The sequence below is a fragment of the Pseudonocardia alni genome (assembly GCF_002813375.1).
GTDB lineage: Bacteria > Actinomycetota > Actinomycetes > Mycobacteriales > Pseudonocardiaceae > Pseudonocardia > Pseudonocardia alni.
In genome coordinates this window covers 396,374-418,886 of the sequence record NZ_PHUJ01000003.1, presented here as the reverse complement: position 1 = coordinate 418,886, position 22,513 = coordinate 396,374, and the positions used below count along the sequence as shown (strand labels likewise).

Annotated in this window: 18 protein-coding genes and 1 pseudogene; 6 read left to right on the top strand and 13 right to left on the bottom strand. The window is 75.4% G+C overall.

The genetic code is table 11. The annotated features are described in order from the left end of the window. Window positions 1-10 precede the first annotated feature (10 nt). Window positions 11-673, bottom strand: coding sequence for a prepilin peptidase (locus ATL51_RS03145; RefSeq protein ID WP_100877609.1), 663 nt, complete (start codon window positions 671-673; stop codon window positions 11-13). 87 nt (window positions 674-760) lie between these two features. Between ATL51_RS03145 and ATL51_RS03140 the strand changes: the two genes are divergently transcribed. Beyond that, the gene (locus ATL51_RS03140) at window positions 761-1,633 is read left to right on the top strand and encodes a spermidine synthase (protein WP_100877608.1); all 873 of its coding nucleotides are present in this window, start codon (window positions 761-763) and stop codon (window positions 1,631-1,633) included. An 8-nt stretch (window positions 1,634-1,641) separates the two neighbouring features. Here ATL51_RS03140 and ATL51_RS03135 read toward each other — a convergent pair whose 3' ends face one another. From ATL51_RS03135 to shbA, 5 genes and pseudogenes are all read right to left on the bottom strand, one after another. Then, a complete protein-coding gene (locus tag ATL51_RS03135; protein WP_100877607.1) occupies window positions 1,642-2,694 on the bottom strand; it encodes a 2,3-butanediol dehydrogenase in 1,053 nt (350 codons plus the stop codon). A gap of 104 nt (window positions 2,695-2,798) precedes the next feature. Continuing rightward, the gene (locus ATL51_RS03130) at window positions 2,799-3,893 is read right to left on the bottom strand and encodes an endolytic transglycosylase MltG (RefSeq protein ID WP_157818208.1); all 1,095 of its coding nucleotides are present in this window, start codon (window positions 3,891-3,893) and stop codon (window positions 2,799-2,801) included. 141 nt (window positions 3,894-4,034) lie between these two features. Then, window positions 4,035-4,484 (bottom strand): Holliday junction resolvase RuvX, encoded by a 450-nt coding sequence (gene ruvX / locus ATL51_RS03125; protein WP_073574677.1) that lies wholly within the window; start codon window positions 4,482-4,484, stop codon window positions 4,035-4,037. Next, window positions 4,481-7,153 (bottom strand): alanine--tRNA ligase, encoded by a 2,673-nt coding sequence (alaS, locus tag ATL51_RS03120; protein WP_100877605.1) that lies wholly within the window; start codon window positions 7,151-7,153, stop codon window positions 4,481-4,483. Before alaS ends, ruvX begins: the two co-directional genes overlap by 4 nt. A 394-nt stretch (window positions 7,154-7,547) precedes the next feature. Further along, a pseudogene (shbA, locus tag ATL51_RS03115) lies at window positions 7,548-8,162 on the bottom strand (RNA polymerase sigma factor ShbA); the annotation flags it as partial. Between the two features lie 373 nt (window positions 8,163-8,535). Here shbA and ATL51_RS03110 point away from each other — a divergent pair. Then, window positions 8,536-9,588 carry a S1 family peptidase gene (locus tag ATL51_RS03110; RefSeq protein WP_100877603.1) on the top strand — a complete coding sequence of 351 codons (1,053 nt, stop codon included), beginning with the start codon at window positions 8,536-8,538 and terminating at the stop codon, window positions 9,586-9,588. A 10-nt stretch (window positions 9,589-9,598) separates the two neighbouring features. Here ATL51_RS03110 and ATL51_RS03105 read toward each other — a convergent pair whose 3' ends face one another. Together ATL51_RS03105 and ATL51_RS03100 are read right to left on the bottom strand one after the other, a co-directional pair. Beyond that, complete coding sequence (locus ATL51_RS03105) at window positions 9,599-10,969, bottom strand: replication-associated recombination protein A (RefSeq protein ID WP_073574673.1); 1,371 nt, start codon at window positions 10,967-10,969, stop codon at window positions 9,599-9,601. 44 nt (window positions 10,970-11,013) lie between these two features. Then, window positions 11,014-12,387 (bottom strand): hypothetical protein, encoded by a 1,374-nt coding sequence (locus ATL51_RS03100; RefSeq protein WP_100877602.1) that lies wholly within the window; start codon window positions 12,385-12,387, stop codon window positions 11,014-11,016. A 179-nt stretch (window positions 12,388-12,566) separates the two neighbouring features. On the opposite strand from ATL51_RS03100, the gene ATL51_RS03095 reads away from it, so the two are divergent. The 3 genes from ATL51_RS03095 (at window position 12,567) to ATL51_RS03085 (ending at window position 14,529) form a co-directional block, all read left to right on the top strand. Continuing rightward, a complete protein-coding gene (locus ATL51_RS03095; RefSeq protein ID WP_100877601.1) occupies window positions 12,567-12,785 on the top strand; it encodes a hypothetical protein in 219 nt (72 codons plus the stop codon). A gap of 77 nt (window positions 12,786-12,862) precedes the next feature. Continuing rightward, a complete protein-coding gene (locus ATL51_RS03090; protein ID WP_073574671.1) occupies window positions 12,863-13,378 on the top strand; it encodes an Lrp/AsnC family transcriptional regulator in 516 nt (171 codons plus the stop codon). Beyond that, window positions 13,375-14,529, top strand: coding sequence for an aminotransferase class I/II-fold pyridoxal phosphate-dependent enzyme (locus tag ATL51_RS03085; RefSeq protein ID WP_100877600.1), 1,155 nt, complete (start codon window positions 13,375-13,377; stop codon window positions 14,527-14,529). The genes ATL51_RS03090 and ATL51_RS03085 overlap by 4 nt, the downstream gene beginning before the upstream one ends. A gap of 14 nt (window positions 14,530-14,543) precedes the next feature. On the opposite strand, the gene ATL51_RS03080 is transcribed toward ATL51_RS03085, so the two are convergent. From ATL51_RS03080 to ATL51_RS03065, 5 genes are all read right to left on the bottom strand, one after another. Beyond that, entirely contained in the window at window positions 14,544-15,419 is an 876-nt protein-coding gene (locus tag ATL51_RS03080; RefSeq protein ID WP_208623097.1) for a GDSL-type esterase/lipase family protein, read from the bottom strand. A 96-nt stretch (window positions 15,420-15,515) separates the two neighbouring features. Further along, a complete protein-coding gene (locus tag ATL51_RS03075; protein WP_100877599.1) occupies window positions 15,516-16,712 on the bottom strand; it encodes a hypothetical protein in 1,197 nt (398 codons plus the stop codon). Window positions 16,713-16,723: 11 nt separating this feature from the next. Then, the gene (locus ATL51_RS27980) at window positions 16,724-16,885 is read right to left on the bottom strand and encodes a hypothetical protein (RefSeq protein WP_157818207.1); all 162 of its coding nucleotides are present in this window, start codon (window positions 16,883-16,885) and stop codon (window positions 16,724-16,726) included. Between the two features lie 88 nt (window positions 16,886-16,973). Continuing rightward, window positions 16,974-18,818: an aspartate--tRNA ligase gene (aspS, locus tag ATL51_RS03070; RefSeq protein WP_073574668.1), complete on the bottom strand. Its 1,845-nt coding sequence runs from the start codon at window positions 18,816-18,818 to the stop codon at window positions 16,974-16,976. A 58-nt stretch (window positions 18,819-18,876) separates the two neighbouring features. Continuing rightward, entirely contained in the window at window positions 18,877-20,877 is a 2,001-nt protein-coding gene (locus ATL51_RS03065) for an intein-containing Rv2578c family radical SAM protein (protein ID WP_100877598.1), read from the bottom strand. A gap of 109 nt (window positions 20,878-20,986) precedes the next feature. Between ATL51_RS03065 and ATL51_RS03060 the strand changes: the two genes are divergently transcribed. Then, the gene (locus ATL51_RS03060; RefSeq protein ID WP_301548868.1) at window positions 20,987-22,510 is read left to right on the top strand and encodes a YibE/F family protein; all 1,524 of its coding nucleotides are present in this window, start codon (window positions 20,987-20,989) and stop codon (window positions 22,508-22,510) included. Window positions 22,511-22,513: the final 3 nt, after the last annotated feature.

Here is a 22,513-nt window from a genome sequence, read left to right as displayed (position 1 = left end):
GACCATCCTCTCACCCGGGGATCCGGACCCCCGACAGCACCACGACCGCGGGCACCACGACCGCCAGTGCCGCACCGAGCAGGACCGGGCCGTGCGGCAGCCTGCTCCCCCACCCGGCCCGCCCGGCCCCGACCGCGACGAGCGCCACCGCCGCCGAGACGACCGCGGCCAGCACCGCGACCACCGGCAGCACCGCCCATCCCGCACCGGCGGCCGCGGCGCCCACCGGGCCGGCGAGCTTCACGTCGCCGCCGCCCATCGCCCGCGGCGAGACCAGGTGCACCACCAGGTAGGCCCCGCCGAGCAGCACCGCCCCGGCCAGGCCGCGCCCCACCGCGGCACCCCCGGCCGGCACGAGCGCCGCGGGCACCAGCGCGAGCGCGGGCAGGGTGAGCGCGTTCGGCAGCCGCCGCACCAGCAGGTCGGTCGCGGATCCCGCCACGGCCAGCCAGGACAGCACCGCGAGCAGCGCCGTCCACCGCGGGTCGAGCAGCCCCGAGACGACCAGCCCCGCCGTCACCGCCCCGCACAGCGCCAGCCCCGCCTCGCACCACCCGGCCGGCACCGGTGCGCCGCGCGGCAGCCGGGCCAGCCACCGCCGGGTCGCGACGCCGGCGCCCCCGCCGAGGACGGCGGCGACCAGGACGGGAGCAGCGACGGTGACGGTGACCATGCCTCGATCCTGGGCCGGGCCGGGCCCTCCGGAACGACGGGTTGCCCGCCTGTGGACAACCCGCCCGGCGCGGGCAGGATGACCGGAATGGGTTCCAGAGCGCCGCAGGGTGACCGCCGGGCCGGGGCGGTGGTCCGCGCCGAGGTCGACCACGGTGTCGCCGAGCTGGTGCAGGACGCGGCGCGGCCGTCGTCGTGGACGCTGCTGCTCGACGGGACGGCCCAGTCCCATGTGGACCTCGACGACCCCGAGCACCTCGAGTTCGAGTACGTCCGCCGGATCGCCCACCTCGTCGACCTCGCCGCGCCGCCCGCGGTGCCGCTGCGGGTACTGCACCTGGGCGGCGGGGCGTGGACGCTGGCCCGCTACGTCGCCGCGACCCGCCCCGGGTCGGCCCAGACCGTCGTCGAGCTCGACGGTGAGCTGGCCGCCCTGGTCGCGCACCGGCTGCCGGGCCCGGGGGTCGCCGACGGGCTGGCCGTGGTCACGGGGGAGGCGCGCGCCACCCTCGGCCGGTTCGCGCCCGCGTCGTTCGACGTCGTGGTCGTCGACGTGTTCGCCGGGGCCCGTACCCCGGCCCAGGTCACGACGGCGGAGTTCCTCACCGCCGTCCGCCGGGTGCTCGCGCCGACCGGGATGCACGTGGCGAACCTCGGCGACGGCGCCCCCTGGCCGTTCCTGCCCGGCCAGATCGCGACGGCCGGGGCGGCGTTCGCCGAGCTCGCGCTCGTCGCCGCCCCGGACGTGCTGCACGGACGCCGGTTCGGCAACCTCGTGCTCGCCGCGTCGGACCGGGAGCTGCCGGTGCCCGGGGTGACCCGCCGGTCGGCCGGGGACCCGTTCCCGGCCCGGGTCCTCGACGACGCCGACACCCGCGCCCTGGGGCGCGGCGCGGGCGTCATCACCGACGCGTGCGCCGCACCCTCGCCCCGGCCGCCGGAGGGCTTCTGGGGGCAGTGACCCCCGGGTCAGGCCAGGGACGGGTCGACCAGGACCTTCATCTTCCGGCCCGCGTGCAGCGCCTCGAAGCCCTCCTCGACGACGTCGCGCATGGCGATCTTCTCCATCCAGCCGGTGGTGTCGTAGTGACCCTTCGCCATCAGCTCGATCACCGCCCGGTAGTCGGAGTGGGTGTAGCAGAGCGAGCCCTGGATGCGGGACTCCCCGAGGACCAGGTTGAGCAGCGGGGTCACCAGCGGCGTCTCGTAGATCGCGACGCTCACCATCGGGCGGCCCGCCCCCAGCGATTCCAGCGCGGTCGCGACGGCCGGGGCCACCCCCGCGGCGTCGTAGCAGGCGTCGGCGCCGCGGCCGTTCGTCAGGTCTGCCACGATCGCCGGTACGTCCTGGGCGGTCGGGTCGAGGGTGTGCGCGCCGAGCCGCTCGATCGCGCCGCGCCGGGTCGCCGACGGCTCGACGACGCGGACGTCCTCCACGCCCATGCCGCGCAGCGCGAACCACAGGCCGATCCCGATCGGCCCGGCGCCGAACACCAGCGCCGTGTCGCCCGGGTTCACCCCGCCGAGCTCGGCCGCGTGGTAGGCCACGGCCATGGGTTCGACGAGCGCGCCCATCTCCAGCGACACGTTCTCCGGCAGCGGGTGCAGCATGTGCGCCGGGACGACGGTCGTCTCGGCCATGCCGCCGTCGGCCATCAGACCGTGGAAGCCGATCTGCGCGCACACGTTGTAGCGGCCCTCGGAACAGCGTGAGCAGGTCCCGCAGGTGTAGAGCGGCATCACCGCGACCCGGTCGCCCTCGGCGACGCCCTCGACGCCGGCCCCGATCTCGACGACGGTGCCGGAGAACTCGTGGCCGAGGGTCAGCGGCAGCTCGCGGCCGGTCAGCGGGTGCTTCTCCCCGTTCGGGATGAAGATCGGGCCCGCGTAGTACTCGTGCAGGTCCGAGCCGCAGATGCCGTTGAACCCGACCTGGAGACGGACCTCGCCGGGACCCACCTCGCCCTCGGGCACGTCGGTGATATCGAGGTCCCCGGGCCCCCGGTAGACGACCGCACGCATCGCTGGCTCCTCTCGCCTGACGTCGCTGTCAGGGCCCGGTCTACCGGCGGGGGGTGAGCGCCGTCACGGGTTGGGCCCAGGTTGCATGCGCGCCCGGTGATGGGTCAGAACGCTCCGGCGGCGCGGGCGCGGTCGACGTTGCCGAGGTGCTCGGGGTAGGTCGTGGCGAAGCAGGAGGCGCCCTCGGTGGTGCACCGCACGAAGAACAGCCACGGGCCCGCGGCCGGGGACTCCGCGGCCGACAGCGCCGCGGTGGACACCGAGGCGACGGGCGTCGGCGGCAGCCCGGTGTTGAGGTAGGTGTTGTACGGCCCGGGGGTGCTGCGGGCCTCGGCCGTGGTGCGCAGCGCCTGCACGTCGAGCGGGTAGTTGACGGTGGAGTCCATCTCCAGGCGCTGGTTCACCGCGAGCCGGTTCTCGATCACCCGGGCCACCTTCGGCATGTCGGGGAAGAGCGCCTCCTTCTCCACGACGGAGGCGAGGACGAGGGTGCGGTAGGCGTTCTCCCCGCCCAGCCCGGCGGCCTCCAGCCTGGTCGCCGACGCGGTGAGCACCTGGCGCAGCACCTGCTCCGGGGTGCCGCGCGGGTCCAGGTCGTACGGCCCGGGGGCGACCAGTCCCTCCATCCGCCGTTCGGGGGCGGCCGCCCGGTAGCCCGCGCGGGCCCATTCGGGGACGGCGATCGAGGCCGGGTCGGCGTCGGCCATCGCGGCGCGCAGCGCGTCGACGTCGGTGCAGCGGGCGTCCCCGTCCGCGGTGCCGAGGCAGGTGGCGCGGGAGATCTGGGACAGCACGCCCGGGGAGACGGTGCCGTCCGGGGCGCGGGTGTCGTCGAGCTGGACGCCGCCCTTGACGTCGAAGAACCCGACGCGCCGCTCCGGGTCGAGCAGCCCCTCCACCGCGGAGTCGCCGGACATCTGCGATCGCAGCTCGTAGTAACCGGGCTGGACCCGCTGGATGTCGGGCTCCTCGGCGGCGGCCTCGACGAACGCGGCCCGGGACTTCACCACGTCCAGCCCGACCAGGGTCTCCCCGATCGCGCTGGTGGAGTCGCCCGACTCCACCAGCACCACGACCGATCCACTCCCGGAACCGGCGTAGTCGTCGGCGCCGCGCAGGTACAGGCCGACGGCGACGAGTACCGCGCCGGCCAGCAACGCCGACCCCAGCAGGGCGAGCCGCCGCCGCCGGAAGTGCACCGGGGTCGGACGGTGTCGTACGGGCCCCGCGGTCACGCTCACATCGGGCCCCGGGACGTCACGTCGTTCTCGCCGGCGCCGGTCACGGGCTCGAGGGTATCCGCCGCGGACCCGGCCCGTGGTCACCCCCGGTCACGGTGATCAGGTTCCGCGGGTGGTATCCAGCCAGCCCTGCAGGATGGCCACCGCGGCCTGCTGGTCGATGACCGCACGCTGCTTGCGGCCGCGCACGCCGCGCCCGGCCAGCTGCCGGGTCGCGACGACGGTCGTCATCCGCTCGTCGGTCAGCTCGATCGGGACCGCGCACCCGGCCGCGGCGAGCCCCGCCTCCAGCGCGGCGGCGAACTCCCGTGCGGCGACGGCGGCCGGACCGTCCTCGCCGCGCAGGTTCCGGGGCAGCCCGAGCACGACGCCGACGACGTCGTGCTCGGCCACCAGCGCGGCGATCCGGCGCACGTCGGCGCCGCCCTCGGCGTCGCGGGGCACGGTCTCGACCGGGGTCGCGAGGATCCCGTCCGGGTCGCACAGGGCGACCCCGACGCGGACGGCGCCGACGTCGATGCCCAGGCGCCGCCCGCGGGTGAGGGTCACGGACGCAGCGCGGCGCGCAGCTTCTGCACCGCGGCGTCGATCCCGGCCGGGTCGGTGCCACCGCCCTGGGCGAGGTCGGGCTTGCCGCCGCCGCGCCCGCCGACGGCCGCGGCGAACTCCCCGATCAGCTTCCCGGCGGCGATCCCGTTGTCCCGGGCCGCCTTCGTGGTGGCGACGACGAAGGACACCTTCTCCCCGTCGACGCCGAACAGCACGACCACGCCGGGCCGGTCGCCCAGCTTGCCCCGGACGTCGGCGGCGAGGGTCCGCAGGTCGTTGCCACCGACACCGTCGGGAGCGGTGACGGCGACCAGGGCGGTCCCGTCGAGGTCCTCGGCCTGCTGGGCGAGCGCCCCGGCCGAGGCCAGGACGGCGTCGGCGCGGTGCTTCTCCAGGTCGCGCTCGGCGGTCCGCAGCCGCTCGACGATCCCGTTGATCCGCTCCGGCAGCTCCTCCGGGCGGGCCTTGAGCTGGTCGGCGAGCTGGTTGACCAGCAGGTGCTCGGTGGTGGCGTGCTTGAAGGCGTCCAGCCCGACCAGCGCCTCGACGCGGCGCACCCCGGAGCCGATGGAGGCCTCGGACAGCACCCGGACCAGGCCGAGCTCGCCGGTGCGCCCGACGTGGGTGCCACCGCACAGCTCGCGCGAGTAGTCGCCCATGTCGACGACGCGCACGCGGTCGCCGTACTTCTCACCGAACAGCATCATCGCGCCGAGCGTGCGGGCCTCGTCGATGGAGGTCTCGTAGGTCTGGATCTCCCGGTCCTCCTGGAGCACGGAGTTGACCTCCTCCTCGATCTCGACCAGCGCCGCGGGCGGCACGGCCCCGGTCGGGGAGGTGAAGTCGAACCGCAGCCGGCCCGGGGCGTTGAGCGACCCGGCCTGGGCGGCGGCGCTGCCGAGCGCGCCGCGGACCCCGGCGTGCACGAGGTGGGTGGCGGTGTGCGCGCGCGAGATCGCGGACCGGCGGGTGCGGTCGACCTCGGCGACGACCTCGGCGTCGAGGGTCACGGTGCCGGCGGTGACGACGCCGCGGTGCACCCGCAGCCCGGCCACCGGGGACTGGACGTCGTCGACCCGGACCTCGAAGGACGCGCCGCGCAGCAGGCCGGTGTCGGCCTGCTGGCCGCCCGCCTCGGCGTAGAACGGGGTGCGGTCGAGCAGCACCTCGACCTGCTCGCCCTCGTGGGCGGCGGGCACGGTGGCGCCGTCGCGCAGCAGCCCGACGACGCGGGACTCCGACTGCAGCGTCTGGTAGCCGAGGAAGTCGGTGGCGCCGTGGGTGTCGAGGACGGCGCGGTAGACCGAGGCGTCGACGAAGCCGACCTTGCGCCCGGCGGCGTCGGCCTTGGCCCGCGAGCGCTGCTCGTCCATGAGCGCGGTGAAGCGCTCCCGGTCGACGGACAGCCCGGCCTCGGCGGCCATCTCCAGCGTCAGGTCGATCGGGAAGCCGTAGGTGTCGTGCAGCGCGAACGCCTGGTCGCCGGGCAGGGTGTCGCTGCCGGCGGAACGGGCGCGGGACACCGCGCCCTCGAAGATCCGCTCGCCGGCGGTCAGCGTGGCGCGGAAGGTGTCCTCCTCGGCCCGGATGACCGCGGAGATCCGCTCGAAGTCGGTGGCGAGCTCGGGGTAGGTCGGCGCCATGGTGTCGCGGACGACGGCGGCGAACTCGCCCAGGCACGGCCCGGTGACGCCGAGCAGCCGGGCCGAGCGCACGATGCGGCGCAGCAGCCGGCGCAGCACGTAGCCGCGGCCCTCGTTGCCGGGGGTGACGCCGTCGCCGACGATCATCAGCGACGAGCGGGCGTGGTCGGCGATGACGCGGAAGCGCACGTCGTCGATCTCGCCGTCCGGGCCACCCGCGCCGTAGCGCTTCCCGGACAGCTCCTCGGCCTTGGCGATGACCGGGCGGACGAGGTCGGTCTCGTAGACGTTGTTGACGCCCTGGAGCAGGAACGCGACCCGCTCAACACCCATCCCGGTGTCGATGTTCTTGTGCGGCAGGGTGCCGATCGGGGGGTGCCCCTTCTTCGGGGACAGCGCGCCGCGCTCGTCCTGCATGAAGACGAGGTTCCAGATCTCGAGGTAGCGGTCCTCGTCGGCCTCGGGGCCGCCCTCGGCGCCGAACTCCGGGCCGCGGTCGACGTAGATCTCCGAGCAGGGGCCGCCGGGGCCGGGGACGCCCATGTCCCAGTAGTTGTCGTCGCCGCCGCGGCGCTGGATGCGCTCCTCGGGCAGGCCGGCGATCTCCTTCCAGAGCGCGATGGCCTCGTCGTCGTCGTGGTAGACGGTGACCCAGATGATCTCGGGGTCGAAGCCGTAGCCGCCCTCGTCCTGGCTGCGGGTGATCAGCGACCAGGCGAACTCGATGGCGCCGCGCTTGAAGTAGTCGCCGAAGGAGAAGTTCCCGGCCATCTGGAAGAACGTGGTGTGCCGGGTGGTCTTGCCGACCTCGTCGATGTCCGGGGTGCGGACGCACTTCTGGATCGACGTCGCGCGCGGGTAGGGCGCGGGGACGTCGCCGAGGAAGTACGGCTTGAACTGCACCATGCCCGCGTTGACGAACAGCAGCTGCGGATCCTCGAGGATCAGTGAGGCGCTGGGGACGGGCGTGTGCCCGTTGCTCTCGAAGTGGGCGGTGTAACGACGGACGATCTCGTGGGTCTGCACCGGTGGGTCTCTCGTGACGGGTACGGCTGGCGACGGGTCGGCGACGGGGCGGGCGCCCTGCGCCCGCGCCACACCGTAGGCCGCGCGGCGTGGGGACGCCGCGGGAGGCCGGTCGTGCCAGGTTACCGGCACCCGGAGGAGGGGACGGCCGGTGCCGGTGCGCGCCCGAGCGCACCGGCACCGGCCGTCTGCGGGTCCCGCCGTGCTCCCGGTCCGGGGGGTCGACCGGAGGGTCGGCGGGTCCGCCGTCTCGCTCCGGTCAGACCGCGACCGGCAGCGGGGCGTCGAGGGGGGTCCGCGGCGCGGGGACGAGGACGCGGGGGGTGCGGACGGGGGTCCGCGGGACGGGGACGGCGACGACCCGGACGCCGGCCCGGCGGGACGCGCGGTCCTCGAGCTCGCGTCGCAGCCGCTGCAGCGCGCGGTGCTGGGCGACGCGGACCGCGCCGGGGGTGGAGCCGAGCGCGTCGGCGGTCTCCTCCGCGCTCAGCCCGACCGCGATGCGCAGCGTGAGGATCTCGACCTGGCGCGGGCCGAGCAGGCCCATGAGCTCGGACAGGCGGTCGTTGCGCTCGGCGTCGAGCACGACCTGCTCCGGGTCGTCCTCGCGGCTGAACCGCTCGGGGAGCTCCTCGACGGCGTCGCAGCGGTTGCGGGCCATCGCCCGGAACGCGTCGGCGACCTTGTGCCGGGCGATGCCGAACACGAACGCCCGGAACGACATCCCCGACGGCCGGTAGGTCGGGAGCACGGAGAGCACGGCCATGCAGACGTCCTGCGCGACGTCGTCGGCCGAGCCGAGGATCGTCTCGCGCCGGCCCAGCCGGGCCCGGCAGAAGCGCTCCACCTGGGGGTGCACCTTGGCCAGGAGCAGCGCGACCGCGCGCTCGTCGCCTGCGACGGCCGCGGCCAGCACCTCCGGCGGGAGGAGGTCCGCCGCCTGCCGGTGGTCGGCCTCCTCGGCGGCGTCCTCGGGTGCGGTCGCGATGGCCACGGGTCCGTCGTGCATCTGCCCAGCTCTCCTCGGTCGCGACCCGGGGCCGCGTCAGGCGCCGGCACCGCCCGCCCGACCCGGGAGAGGTCGGGCGGTGCGACTGTCGCGCTGTCCTCCGCCGGTGGTGGTCGGCGCTGCCGGCAGGTCCGCTCGGCCGCGCCCCGGCCTGCGATCAACCTTTCCGGTGCACCCTTTCGGGGTCAATCAACATGCACAATTTGCGGTATAGGTAGACGGACAGTAGGGGCTTTGGTCCTCATGGGGAGACCTCGGGCACGGACGGACGTCCACCCCTGCCGGAGGAGTGTCCTCCGCCTGCGGGCCGTGACCCGGGCGGAGCGGCGTCGTTGGGCCGGGTGTCACGCTCCGCTCGCCCGAAGGACCGCTCGTGTCTCTGCGTCGCCCGCACCGCCTCCTGCTCGCCGCTCTCGGCACCGTCGCGATCGGTGTGGGGGTGGCCGTGCCGGCGACCGCGGGCCCGGCGCTCCCCCCGGTCACGGTCGGCGAGGACGCCGCCGCGGCGCTGGTGCCCGCGGTGACCGAGGCCCTCGGGCCCGCGCTGGCCGGGACGTGGCTGGCCGACGGACGGCTGATGGTGGGCACCTGGGACGCCGCGGCCGCGCCGCTGGTCACCGCGCTCGGCGCGACGCCGGTGGTGCGCGACGAGCCGCGCCGCGACCCGGCCGCGGTGCTCTCGGCGCTGGCCGGGCGCACCGCGACGGGGATGCCCGCCGGTCTGGACTCCTACGGCGTCGACCCCCGCACCGAGCAGGTCGTCGTGAGCGTCGTCGACGGGCCGGGCGCCGACGCGCTGGCCGCGGGCCTGACCGGCGGTCTCGACCCGTCCGCGGTGCGGGTGGAGCGGGTGGCGGCGCCGGCGCACCGGCAGGCCGCGGTCGGCGGGGGCGACACCATCACCGACGGGACCCGCCGCTGTACGGCCGGGTTCGCCGCCTCCGACGGCAGCAGCGACTGGCTGATCACCGCCGGGCACTGCACCCGGGGCTCGTCGTCCTGGTCCGCCGGCGACGGCTCGACGATCGGCTCCGAGGTCGAGACCGCGGGCCGCGGGGTGGACGTCGGCGCGATCGCGGTCGAGCCGGGCGGCGTGTCGGCGACCGTGTCGGGGATCCGGGTGGCCGGGAGCCGTCCGGCGCCCGTGGGCTCCACGGTCTGCCTGTACGGGTCCACCAGCGGGCGGTCCTGCGGCACGGTCCAGCGCACCGACATGACGGTGAACTTCGAGGGCCAGAGCCAGTCCGGGCTGACCTCGGTGGCGGCGTGCGCGCAGGAGGGCGACTCCGGCGCCCCCTACATCACCTCGTCCGGGCAGGCCCAGGGCGTGCACACCGGTGCGGGCGGCGACGGCAACTGCACCAGCTACTTCACCCCGATCCGCACCGCGACCGGGGCGCTCGGGCTGACCCTGACCACCGGCTGAGCGCGCGGGCTCAGTCCCGGGTGCCGCGTACGACGCGGCGCAGCTTGGGCAGGCGCTCGGCGAGGACGCGTTCGTGCCCGCGCCCGGACGGCGCGTAGTAGTCGACGCCGACGACGTCGTCGGGCGGGTACTGCTGGCGCAGGACGCCGTCGGGGTCGTCGTGCGGGTAGCGGTAGCCGACGGCGTTGCCGAGCTTCTGCGCGCCGGCGTAGTGGCCGTCGCGCAGGTGCGGGGGCACCCCGCCGACCCTGCCGGAGCGGACGTCGGCCATTGCGGCGTCGATCGCGGTGATCACCGCGTTCGACTTGGGTGCGGTCGCCAGGTGCACCGTGACCTGGGCGAGCGCGATCCGCGCCTCCGGCATCCCGACGAGCTGCACGACCTGGGCGGCCGCGGTCGCGGCGGGCAGCGCGGTCGGGTCGGCCAGCCCGACGTCCTCCGAGGCGTGGATCATCAGCCGTCGCGCGATGAACCGGGCGTCCTCCCCCGCGACGAGCATCCGGGCCAGGTAGTGCAGGGCGGCGTCGGGGTCGGAGCCGCGGATGGACTTGATGAACGCGCTGATGACGTCGTAGTGCTGGTCGCCCGCGCGGTCGTAGCGCACGGCGACCTCGGTGACGGCGCGCTCGACGGCGGCGAGGTCGATCACCGGGTCGCCGCCGGCGCCGAGGACACCGTCGGCGGCCGCCTCCAGCGCGGTGAGCGCGCGGCGCCCGTCGCCAGCGGAGAGCCGGACCAGTGCCTGTTCGCCGTCCTCGGCGAGCGCGACGGTCGCGTTCAGGCCCCGTTCGGAGGTGACGGCGCGCCGGAGCAGGGTGCGCACGTCGTCCTCCCCGAGGGACTGCAGCTGCAGCACCAGGGAGCGGGACAGCAGCGGGGACACGACGGAGAACGACGGGTTCTCGGTGGTCGCGGCGACGAGCAGGACGAGCCGGTCCTCGACCGCGCCGAGCAGGGCGTCCTGCTGGGTACGGGAGAAGCGGTGCACCTCGTCGATGAACAGCACTGTGGTGGTGCCGCTGCGGTCGCGACGCCGGCGGGCCTCGGAGATGACGGCCCGCAGCTCCTTCACCCCGGCCGAGAGCGCCGACAGGGCGACGAAATGCCGCTCCGCTCCCCCGGCGCCGGCCATCAGCCGGGCGAGGGTGGTCTTGCCGGTGCCGGGCGGGCCGTAGAGCAGCACCGACGCCGCGGCGCCGCCGTCGAGCAGGCGGCGCAGCGGCGCACCGGGTGCGAGCAGGTCGGCCTGGCCGACGACCTCGTCGAGGGTGCGCGGGCGCATCCGCGCGGCGAGCGGCGCGTCGGGGCGGACGGCGTCGCCGTCACCGGTGTCGCGCTCGTCGCCCCCGGGGTCGATGTCGAACAGGCCGTCGGTGCTCATCGCATCCAGCCTGCCAGGACACCGGCCCCGGGTGGACGGGCGGCTCAGGCGCGGTCGATCTCGTCGGCGAGGACGGGGGTGTGCACCGGGTTGTGCTCGTGGAAGCGGCACTCGGCGTAGGTGACGATCATCGCGGCGACGCCGGCGATCTGCACCGGCAGCTGCAGCAGGGTCCCCACGACCTGGCCCAGGACGGGGCTGAGGAACGTCAGCGGCGCGACGACGACCAGCGAGATCACCAGCGAGTACACGATCGCGATCAGGAAGAACACCACGAGCCGGCCGAACACGGGGAAGAACCGGGGGTTGACCAGCGTGAACGTGCGGCCGATCCCGGCCCGCTCGATCACGACGACCCCGATCAGCGCGCCGGTGAACACCACGCCCAGGTAGATCGCCGGGATGATCAGCAGGAAGAAGCCGATGACGAACAGCAGTCCGGCCAGCAGCGACCAGCCGATCACCGGGAGCGCGCGGTTCTTCGCGAACGCGATGACCTGGTCCTGGCTCCACGGGCGCTGGGCCGCGTCGCGCACGACGACGAACACCGACGCCGCGTAGCCGAGCGCGGACAGCACGACCGCGATCACGGCCAGGACCAGGGTGGTCAGGCCGAGGCCCGCCACGAACCCCGTGCTGAGGTCGAGGTCGACGGGGTCGAACGACGACCGCGTGCCCCCGTCGAGGAGGTAGCTGATGCCGCTGAGGACCGCGGTCGGGATCAGCACGATCAGGTTGATGATGAGCAGCGGCTTCCCGCTGCGCTGCAGCACGCCGACGATCTTGGAGAACCAGTCGCCGAAGGAGAACGGCACCAGCGGGTCCGGGGAGGTGCCGCTGGGCGGGGCACCTCCGGAGGGGTAGGCGGGCCGGCCGTAGCCGCCCTGCGGGTACTGGCCGCCGTACTGCTGGCCGGCCGGGTACTGGCCCGGGTACTGCTGCCCGGCCCGGGGGTACTGGCCGGGATACGGGGCTCCGTACTGCTGCTGGCCGCCGTACTGGCCTGCGCCGGGGTACTGGCCGGGGTACTGCTGCTGGGCGTAGGACTGGCCGGGGTACTGCTGCCCCGGGTCCTGCCCGTACGGGGCCTGGCCGTACTGCTGGCCGTACTGCGGGCCGGGGTCCTGCCCGTACGGGGCCTGGCCGTACTGCGGGCCGTACTGCGGGCCGGGGTCCTGCGCGTACGGCCGGCCGTACTGCTGCCCGGGGTCCTGGCCGTACTGCGGGCCGTGCTGTCCCGGCTCCTGCGCGCCGGTGGCGGCGTCGTCCTGCCCGGCCTGCTGCCCGCCGGGGTACGGCGTGCCCGGCTGGTCACCGCTCCCGGCCGCCTGCCCGGACTCCTGGGCGCCGCCGGGCGTCGCGGCTCCCCCGGGACCGGCCTGCGGGTCCTCGCCCCGCGGCGGTTCGTTGCTGCTCATGCGCGCGGACCCTAGTTGCGGGCGGGGTGCGGCGGTGCCGAATTCACCGGCTCGCCCCCGATTCGTGACCGACGCGTACGCAGCGTGATCGTCGCCGACCCCGGATCGTCGCCGGAACGCAACGCCGCGGACGCGCGGTGTCACCGGCGCGCAACAGAGCCCGTGCACGCTCACGGGGCATGGACACGATCCCGAGTTGCCCGCTCTGCTCCCGTCCGCGCACCCCCGCCGACGTCCGCGGACTCGCCTGGAGCAGCCACGACGGCCCGACCGGCACGGTGTACGTGTGCGGTCCGTGCACGCGCGTCCAGCTCGTCGACCTCGAGTGCGGGCTGCTCGACCCGGCACGCGGCGGTGTCGCTCCGGACGTCGCGGCCCCGCTGCCGCACGCGGCCTGACCGGTCGGACGGGGCGGGCCACCGCCGACCCGCCCGGCCCGCGGCACGGCGACGGGCGGTCGTCGTAGGGTCACGCCGTGCGCGAGATCCTCGAGTTGCTCGAACGTGACGCGTCGTTGAGCCACGACACCGTCGCCACCATGCTGGGTCTGCCCCGGGACGAGGTCGACGCCCGGATCGCGGAGTGGGAACGCTCCGGGGTGATCCGCAGGCACAAGGCCGTCGTGGACTGGGCCCGGTACGAGGACGGCGGCAACGGCCACTCCGGCGCCGGCCGCGCCGGGGCGCAGGTGACGGCGTTCATCGACGTGTCGGTGGCCCCGGCCCGCGGGGTCGGGTTCGACGACGTCGCCGCCCGCATCTCCCGCTTCGACGAGGTCCGCGACTGCTACCTCGTCTCCGGTGGGCACGACCTGCGCTGCACGGTCGTCGGCCCGGACATCCGCGCGGTCAGCGACTTCGTGTCCCAGAAGCTGTCCACGATCGACCGGGTCCGTTCGACCGCCACGCACTTCGTGCTGGCCACGCACAAGCGCGACGGCGACTCCTTCGCCGAGCCGGAGCCCGACCACCGGCTGCCGGTGACCCCGTGAAGGCCCTCAACGCGACGATCTCGGCGATCCCGCCGTCGGGGATCCGGCGGTTCTTCGACATCGCCGCCGAGATGGACGACGTCATCTCCCTCGGTGTCGGTGAGCCCGACTTCGTGACGCCGTGGCGGATCCGCGAGGCCGGGATCTACGCCCTGGAGCGCGGCTACACCACCTACACCGGGAACGCGGGCCTGCCGAAGCTGCGGGAGCTGGTGTGCGCGGACCTGGCGTCGCGCTACGACGCCCACTACGACCCCGCCACCGAGTGCCTGGTCACGACCGGGGTGTCCGAGGGCCTGGACCTGGCGTTCCGGGTGCTGCTGAACCCGGGCGAGGAGGTCATCGTCCCGGAGCCCTGCTACGTCGCCTACCAGCCGTGCGTGGCGTTCGCCGGTGGGGTGCCGGTCGGGGTGCCGACCCGCGCCGAGGACGGGTTCGCGATCGACATCGCCGCGGTCGAGGCCGCGGTGACGCCGCGGACGAAGGCGATCCTGATCGGCTCGCCGGCCAACCCGACCGGCGCGGTGCAGCCGCCCGAGGTGCTGCGCGAGCTCGTCGCGCTGGCCGAGCGGCACGACCTGTACCTGCTCTCCGACGAGATCTACGACCGCCTCACCTATACCGGCGCCCACACCTGTCTGGGCGCGGTCCCGGGTGCCCGGGAGCGGACGGTGGTCCTGGGCGGGTTCTCCAAGGCCCAGGCGATGACGGGGTGGCGGGTCGGCTGGCTCGCCGCGCCGGAGCCGATCGCGGAGCTGTGCCTGCGGGTGCACCAGTACACGATGCTGTGCGCGCCGCACATCTCGCAGATCGCCGCCGTGGAGGCGCTGACCAGCGCGGAGGGCGACGTCGCGGAGATGGTGGCCGACTACGACCGTCGCCGCCGGGTCTTCGTGAAGGGCCTGCGCGAGGCCGGGCTGGACTGCCCGGAGCCGGCGGGCGCGTTCTACGCGTTCCCCTCGATCCGCGCCTCCGGGCTGGACTCGGAGACCTTCGCCGAGCGGCTGCTGCGGGAGGAGTCGGTCGCGGTCGTCCCGGGCAGCGTGTTCGGGCCCTCCGGCGAGGGGCACATCCGCTGCTCGTACGCGACGGCGCTGCCGCAGCTGGAGCAGGCCGTGGAGCGGATCGGGAACTTCCTGCGACGCCTGTGACCGGGCCGCCGAGGTCAGGCGGGCACCTTCCGCGCCCGCGCCCCCTCCACGAGCCCCCGCACCATCACCGGCCCGAGGTCCCGGGACCGCCGCACGAGCCACGGCACCCCCTGCACCACCAGCCACGCCCCCCGTTGCCAGGCCGTCACCTCCCGCCCGCCGGCGGCGTCGAGCCCGATCTCCCCCGGCACCGCGAACCCGGCGGCGCCGAGCAGCGCGGCGAAACCACGCGCCAGCAACCGGTGCCCCAGCTCGGACGGGTGCAACCGGTCCACGCTCCACGCCGCCGGGTCGTAGCTGCCTGCGGTGTCGAGGTCGAGGATCCCGACGGCGGACCGCCCCGTCGCGGCGACGGCGTCGGCCACCGCCCCGTCGACGGCCCCGTTCAGGGCCGCGATCCGGGTGGCGAGCGCCCGCTGCAACAGCCCCGGCAGCGGCCAGACGCGGGTGTGGTCGTGAAAGCGGAGCAGCAGCACGGTCGCACCGGCCCGCAGCAGCAGCTCCAGCGACTCGGCGCAGTCCCGCCGGATCGCGGCCGGGTCGAAGTCCGAGCGCAGGGTGTCGTTCATCCCGGCGCACAGCACGACGACGTCGGGCCCCGACGCCGCGGCCGCTGGCACCTGCCCGTGCCGGGCGTCGGCCATCCGCGCCCCGGTCCGGGCGTGGTTGTCCAGCCGGACCGAGCCGGGGTGGGCGGGATCGTCGAGGGCGTCGCGCAGCAACGGGCCGAACCCACGCCAGCCTCCGCCGGGCAGGGGGTCACCCAGCCCGACGGCGGTGGAGTCGCCCAGCAGGACGAGGTGCCGGACGGGCCGCCCGGTCGCTTGCGGTACGGCGACGGGGCGGACGGGGCGGAGGACCGGATCGACGACGGACGGGCGCGCGGTCATCGGGGACACGCCGACACGATCACCGCCGCAGCCACCGTTTCCGTGTGCAACCGGTGACGGGTCCCGTACCGCCGTGGGAACTCTCGGGGCGGGTCCCTACCACTCGCCCCCGCGGAAGGCGGGGAACAGCGGCAGCGTCGACGACGCGTCCGGGAAACGGGTGTCGAGCGCGGTCACCACGGCCTCGGCCAGCGCGGCCGTGCCGGGCCGGGCGGTCGCCTCCGCGGTGACACCGAGGCCCCGCCAGTAGTGCCGCAGCGCCGTGGACATCCGCGGGGACCGGCCGGCGTCGGGACCGATCGGGCCGTCGCGCTCGGGCACCCGCGGCAGCAGCTGCCAGGTCGACCACCACACCCACAGCACCTGGGCGTCGGCGAGGCGCGACTCCAGCAGCTCGGGGTCGTCCAGCTCGGGCCACACCGGCGCGACCTCGGCCCGCCAGGCGTCGAGCATGGCGTCGGCGACGGCGTCGGGCAGGGCGAAGCTCGACGAGCAGCCGGGGAACGGCACCCGCACGTAGGCGGCGTCGAGGACGACGTCGCGGAAGCAGCCCCACTCGAAGTCGACGAACCGCACCCCTCGGCTGGTGACCAGGTTGTTGTCCGGGCAGGTGTCGGACGGGCTGAACGCGCGGAACCCGGTGCCGCCGAGCAGGCGCACCCCGCCCTGGGCCTCGAACAGCGCCATCTCCGGCACCTCGACGCCGAGGATCTCGACCAGCAGCTCCGGCAGACCGGCCAGCGCGGCGCGGGCCTGGTCGGCGACCGGGTCCCGGCGGACCTTCTCCCCCAGCCGGCGCAGCAGCGCCCCGAAGTCACCTTCCCGCCCGGCGGTCGCGGCCTGCATCCGGCCCAGGCCGCGGGCCCAGCCGAGCAGGCAGGTCCGGGCGGCCTGGGCGTCCGGGGCGAACAGCTTGTCGGCCAGGGTCAGGCTGCGGCCGAGGTCCTCCAGTACGAGCAGCCGCTGCTCCGGGTCGTGCGCGATGATCACCGGGCTGGGCCGGACGTCGCTGGGCAGCGCGGTGAACAGCTGGCAGGACGCGACCTCGTAGCGGAACGGGTCCGACGCCAGGTCCGTGCCGTCCTCGGGCGGAGCGTAGTGCTTCACGACGACGCTGCGCCGGTCGGAGAACGGGTTCTTCGCCATCCGGGCCCGGGCGACGACGGAGCGGCCGCTGCCGCCGAGGTCCTCGGGCTCGAACAGCTCGACCTCCGAGCCCGCCCGCCGCGACAGCAACCGCGCGGCCCCGGCCACCGCCGCGACCGCGCCGGGAGTCGACTGCGGATCGGTCATCGAAGGGGACCCTACCCTTCGGAGAGCGTGCGGTCCGCGCCCCGACGACGCGATCCGCGACGGGCGAGCACCAGCACCGCGGCCGCCGCACCGATGGCGCCCACCAGGTCGGCCCCCACGTCGGCCTCGACCAGGTCACCGGCCGGGTGCACCGCCACCCCGGGGTGGACCACCAGGTGGCCCACCCCGGGTTGGGCGTCGAGGACGCTGCGGACCTTCGACCGTCCGCCCGGGTGGGCAGACCACCCGCAGGTGCAGCGCCTACGCGGCCGGGCCGGGCTTCTCCGGGGCACCGCCGCCGGTCTCCCCGGGGCGGCCGGGCGCCGACCCGCCGGGCGCGGGCGCCGTCGGCTTCGCGTCGACGCCCGCCTCCTTGCGCTGCGCGGCGGTGATCGGCGCGGGGGCCTGGGTGAGCGGGTCGAACCCGCCGCCGGTCTTCGGGAACGCGATGACCTCGCGGATCGAGTCGACGCCGGCGAGCAGCGCGGTGATCCGGTCCCAGCCGAACGCGATCCCGCCGTGCGGCGGCGGACCGAACGAGAAGGCGTCGAGCAGGAAGCCGAACTTCTCCTGTGCCTCCTCCGCGGACAGGCCCATGATCTCGAAGACCCGCTTCTGCACGTCGGCCGAGTGGATACGGATCGAGCCGCCGCCGATCTCGTTGCCGTTGCAGACGATGTCGTAGGCGTAGGCCAGGGCGTTGCCCGGGTCCTTCTCGAAGGTGTCGATCCACTCCGGGGTCGGAGAGGTGAACGCGTGGTGCAGCGCGGTCCACGCACCGCCCCCGACGGCGACGTCGTCGGTGTCGGCGGCCGACTCGAACAGCGGCGCGTCGACGATCCAGACGAACGACCAGGCCGAGGAGTCGATCGCACCGGTCCGCCGGGCGATCTCGCCCCGGGCCGCGCCCAGCAGCGCGCGGGCCTCGGTGGGCTTGCCGGCGGCGAAGAAGATGCAGTCGCCGGGGTGCGCGCCGACGGCCTCGGCCAGACCGGACCGCTCGGCCTCGGACAGGTTCTTGACCACGGGGCCGCGCTCGTCGACCTGCCCGTCCTCACCGATCAGCACGTAGGCCAGGCCGCGGGCGCCGCGCTGCTTGGCCCACTCCTGCCAGCCGTCGAGCACCTTGCGGGGCTGCGACGCCCCGCCCGGCATGACGACGGCGCCGACGTAGGGGTTCTGGAAGACCCGGAACCCGGTTCCCGCGAAGTACGACGTGAGCTCGGTGAGCTCGATGTCGAAGCGCAGGTCGGGCTTGTCCGAGCCGTAGCGGGCCATCGCCTCGGCGTAGGGCATCCGGCGGATCGGGGTCTCGATCTCGTACCCGACGAGGCGCCACAGCGCGGTGAGGACCTTCTCGGCGAGTGCGATGACGTCGTCCTGCTCGACGAAGCTCATCTCGATGTCGAGCTGGGTGAACTCCGGCTGGCGGTCGGCGCGGAAGTCCTCGTCGCGGTAGCAGCGCGCGATCTGGTAGTACCGCTCCAGCCCGCCGACCATGAGCAGCTGTTTGAACAGCTGCGGGCTCTGCGGCAGCGCGTACCAGGAGCCGGGGCGCAGCCGCGCCGGGACGACGAAGTCGCGCGCGCCCTCGGGGGTGGACCGGGTCAGGGTCGGCGTCTCGACCTCGATGAAGTCCTCCGCGGCCAGCACGTCGCGGGCGGCCTTGTTCACGTCGCTGCGCAGCTTCATCGCCGCGGCGGGCCCGGAACGACGCAGGTCGAGGTAGCGGTGGGAGAGCCGGATCTCCTCGCCGACGCCGGTGTGCTCGTCGATCGGGAACGGCAGCGGCGCCGACTCCGACAGGACGGTCAGCTCGGTGACCGTGACCTCGATGTCGCCGGTCGGCAGGTCGGAGTTCTCGTTGCCCGCGGGCCGGCGGACGACCTCGCCGACGACCTGGATGCAGAACTCGGAGCGCAGCCGGTGGGCCCGCTCGGCCATCTCGCCCTCGCGGAACACGACCTGGGCCGATCCGGAGCGGTCCCGCAGGTCGATGAAGATCACGCCGCCGTGATCGCGGCGGCGGGCCACCCATCCGGCGAGGGTCACGGTCTGGCCGGCGTTCTCGGCACGCAGCGTGCCGACGGGGTGGGTTCGCATCACGGCGGTCAAGGCTATCGGCATCCCCCGGGCCGTCTGCCACCAGGTTTCCGGCGGGTTCTCACAGCAGGCTCAGCTGCCCGTCCCCGGGCTCCGCAGCCCGCGGCGACGCGACCGGCTGCCGGGTCCACCCCGGGTCGCGCGGGTTCGGCTCGGGCCGGTCCAGGCCGTGCCGGGCCAGCAGCGGGGCGACCCGCCGGGCCAGGGTCCCGCGGTAGTCCCGGGTGGCGTAGGCCCCGCCGCGGTAGAGCCGCTCGTAGCGCGGCAGCAGCGCGGGGTGGGTCCGCCCCAGCCAGGCCAGGAACCACTCCCGGGCCCCGGGACGCAGGTGCAGCGCGAGCACCGTGGCCCGGCTCGCCCCGGCGGCGGCGATCTCCGCCAGCAGGGCGTCGAGGGCTTCGGTGGAGTCGGTCAGCCACGGCAGCACCGGGGCCACCATGACCCCGCAGGGCAGGCCGGCGTCGGTGATCCGCCGGACGAGGTCGAGGCGGGCCCGCGGGCTCGGGGTGCCCGGCTCGAGGTGCGACTGCAGCTCCCGGTCCAGCAGCGCGATCGACACCCCGGTGCCGACGCGGACGTCGGCGTTCGCGGCCGCGAGCTGCGGCAGGTCCCGGCCCAGCACGGTGCCCTTGGTGAGGACGGAGAACGGCGTGCCGGAGCGGGCCAGCGCGGTGATCACCCCGGGCATCAGCCGGTAGCGGCCCTCCGCCCGCTGGTAGGGGTCGGTGTTGGTGCCCATCGCGACGTGCTCGCGCCGCCACGACGGCCGGGCCAGCTCCCGCTCCAGCACCCGCGCGACGTTCACCTTGACCACGATCTGGGAGTCGAAGTCCGCGCCCGCGTCGAGGTCGAGGTAGGTGTGGGTGTTGCGGGCGAAGCAGTTGTGGCTGACCACCCCGGCGGCGACGAAGTCCCCCGTACCGGTGGTGATGTCGACCATCGGGCGGAGGGTGCCGGTGTCGCGGACCGCCACGACCCGCGGCGCTCCCCCGGGCGGCTCCTCGACACGGGCATCGCCGACGTCGCGCACCCGGGCCACGGCCGGGTCGGTCACCGCGACCAGCCGCAGCTGCTCGGCGACCCCGCCCAGCACCCGCAGCGCCCGCACCCCGGGCCGGGCCGACGGCTCGGAGGCCACGCGGAACCCGAGCCGGCGCAGCGCGTCGACGCAGGCCCGGGCGAGCTCCTCGTCGCCGGGCACGATCCGCAGCACCCCGGCGGAGACCTCACCACAGGCGTCGACGATCCCGCCGACGAAACCGGCCGTCCAGCCGCGGGCGGGCCGCTGCGGCCAGGCCGCCGGCGACGGGGCGGGCGCCGCGAGCATCCCGGCGGCCACGGGCGCCGGCCGCGCGGTCAGCAGGTGGTGGGCGCGGGCGAGCGCCTCCAGCTCGACCCAGCCGGTCGGGAACGGCTCGGCCCGCACCCGGCCGCGCACCGCGTCGGCCCGGACCAGCCCGCAGAGCCAGCCCTCGGCGTATCCGTCGGGCCGGGCCCCGCCCGGGACCGCGGCGGCACCGGGCCCGACCAGCGCCGTCCCCGGGCCCAGGTGCGGCCGGTCCGCGGAGGCCCGGCAGCGCCCCGGGCGCACGTGCGCCCAGCCGGAGGTGGTGAGGAAGCGGTGCTCGGCGGAGGTGACCAGCCGCGTGCCGTCGTCGAGGGTCACCTCCTGGGCGCGGCGCCGCGTCGACCAGCGCGCGAGCACCGGGGTGCGGACGAAGCGGCGCCGACCGCCGCCGTCGGCGACGGTGCCGACCACCTCGTCACCCGGGCGCAGCTCCCCGATCGGCCGCGACCGGCCGTCCGCGGTGAGCACCGGGGTCTCCGGGACGAGGCAGTAGGTGCACGCGTGCGAGCAGCCGCGGTAGGGGTTGACCGTCCAGCCGAACGGCACCGGCGACGACGACGGCACCCGGTTCAGCACCGAGCGCGCCTCGACCTCGTGGAACACCGTGTCCGCGAACCCCGGCGTGCGCACCGAGCGCAGCAACCCCCGCATCCCCGGCAGCGCCGTCGCGTTCCCGACACCGTCCGCCCCGACCTGCTGTCCGTTCCATCGCACCGAGTCAGTCGAACACAAGTTCGAACACCGGACAACCGGTCGTCGCCGGGCGGTCGCGTCCGGGCGAACGGCACCCCGCAGGTCGAAGATCGTTTGCAAGGATGCGGAGGTGCCCCCGCCTCCGCCCGTCCCGCGCGACCCGTCCGCCCCCGACGGCGGGCGGCCCGCCGCCCCGCGGACGGGTGGGCGGCGGCGCGCCGAGGACCGGCCCCCGGGCGCCTCGGGCGGGCACCGGCTCCCGGGTGGCGAACCGGCGCGGCACCGGGCCCGCCACGCTCCGGCCCCGCGCCGTCCGGCCCCCGTGGAGAACCGCCCCGGGTCCGCACCGGCGGGCGGCGCGGCGGCGGACCCCGCCGACGGCGCCGAGACCGGTCCGATCCCCCACCCCGGGCACCCGGGCGGCTGGGGCGACTGCCCCGGCCAGGCCGACCTCGGTGCCACACCCGGCCCGCCGGCCCCGCCCGCCCCCGGCCGGGGACACGGGCACGGGCACGGACACGGCGCCGCGTCCCCGGCCGGGCGACGGGTGCGCAGGCTGCTGGTCGCCCTGCTCGTGCCGTGCGTACTCGCGACGCTCGCCGGGGTGGCCCTGCTGTGGTCGGGGGCGACCCCGGTCCCGGAGATCCCACCCACCCAGCAGGTGCACGGCACCGTCACCGCGGTGCAGGTCGCGGACTGCTCCCCCGGCGCCGGGGACCGTCGCTGCACCGGGGTGACGGTCGCGCTGTCCGACGGGCCGCGCGCCGGGCGGGACCTGGTGCAGCTGGTGCCGAACGAGCCGTCGACGCCGCGGTTCGCGGTGGGCGACCCGGTCACGCTGTCCTGGTCGGGCGCGAACCCCGACGACGCGGGCTCCTACCAGCTCGTGGACTTCCAGCGCGGCGCCCCGCTGGGGTGGCTGGCGGCGGCGTTCGCACTGGCCGTCGTGGTGCTCGGGCGGCTGCGCGGATTCGCGGCACTGGTCGGCCTGGCGCTGAGCTTCGTGGTCCTCCTGTGGTTCGTGCTGCCGGCGATCCTGTCCGGCGGCTCGCCGCTCGCGGTCGCCGTCACCGGCGCCTGCCTGATCATGTTCGTGGTGCTGTACCTGACCCACGGGTTCACCGCGCGGACCTCGTGCGCGGTGCTCGGCACGCTGGCCTCGCTCGCCCTGATCGGGGTGCTGGGCTACCTGTTCACCGTCACCTCGCGGCTCACCGGGCTCGACGACACCACCGCCACGCTGATCGGCACGCTCGGCCCCGGGGTACCGATCGACCCGCGCGGCCTGGTGCTGGCCGGACTGGTGATCGGCGCGCTCGGGGCGCTCGACGACGTCACCGTCACCCAGGCCTCCGCGGTGTGGGAGCTGGGCGCGGCGAACCCCGAGCTGGGTGTGCGCGAGCTGTTCGCGGCCGGGATGCGGATCGGGCGCGACCACGTCGCGTCCGCGGTGAACACCCTGGTGCTGGCCTACGCCGGCGCCGCGCTCCCGCTGCTGCTGCTGTTCACGGTGGCGGCGGGCGGCGTGACCCAGGTGCTCACCAGCCAGGACGTGGCGACCGAGATCGTGCGGACCCTGGTGGGCAGCATCGGGCTGGTCGCCGCCGTCCCGGTGACGACCGGGCTGGCCGCACTCGTCGTCGGCCGGCGCTGAGTC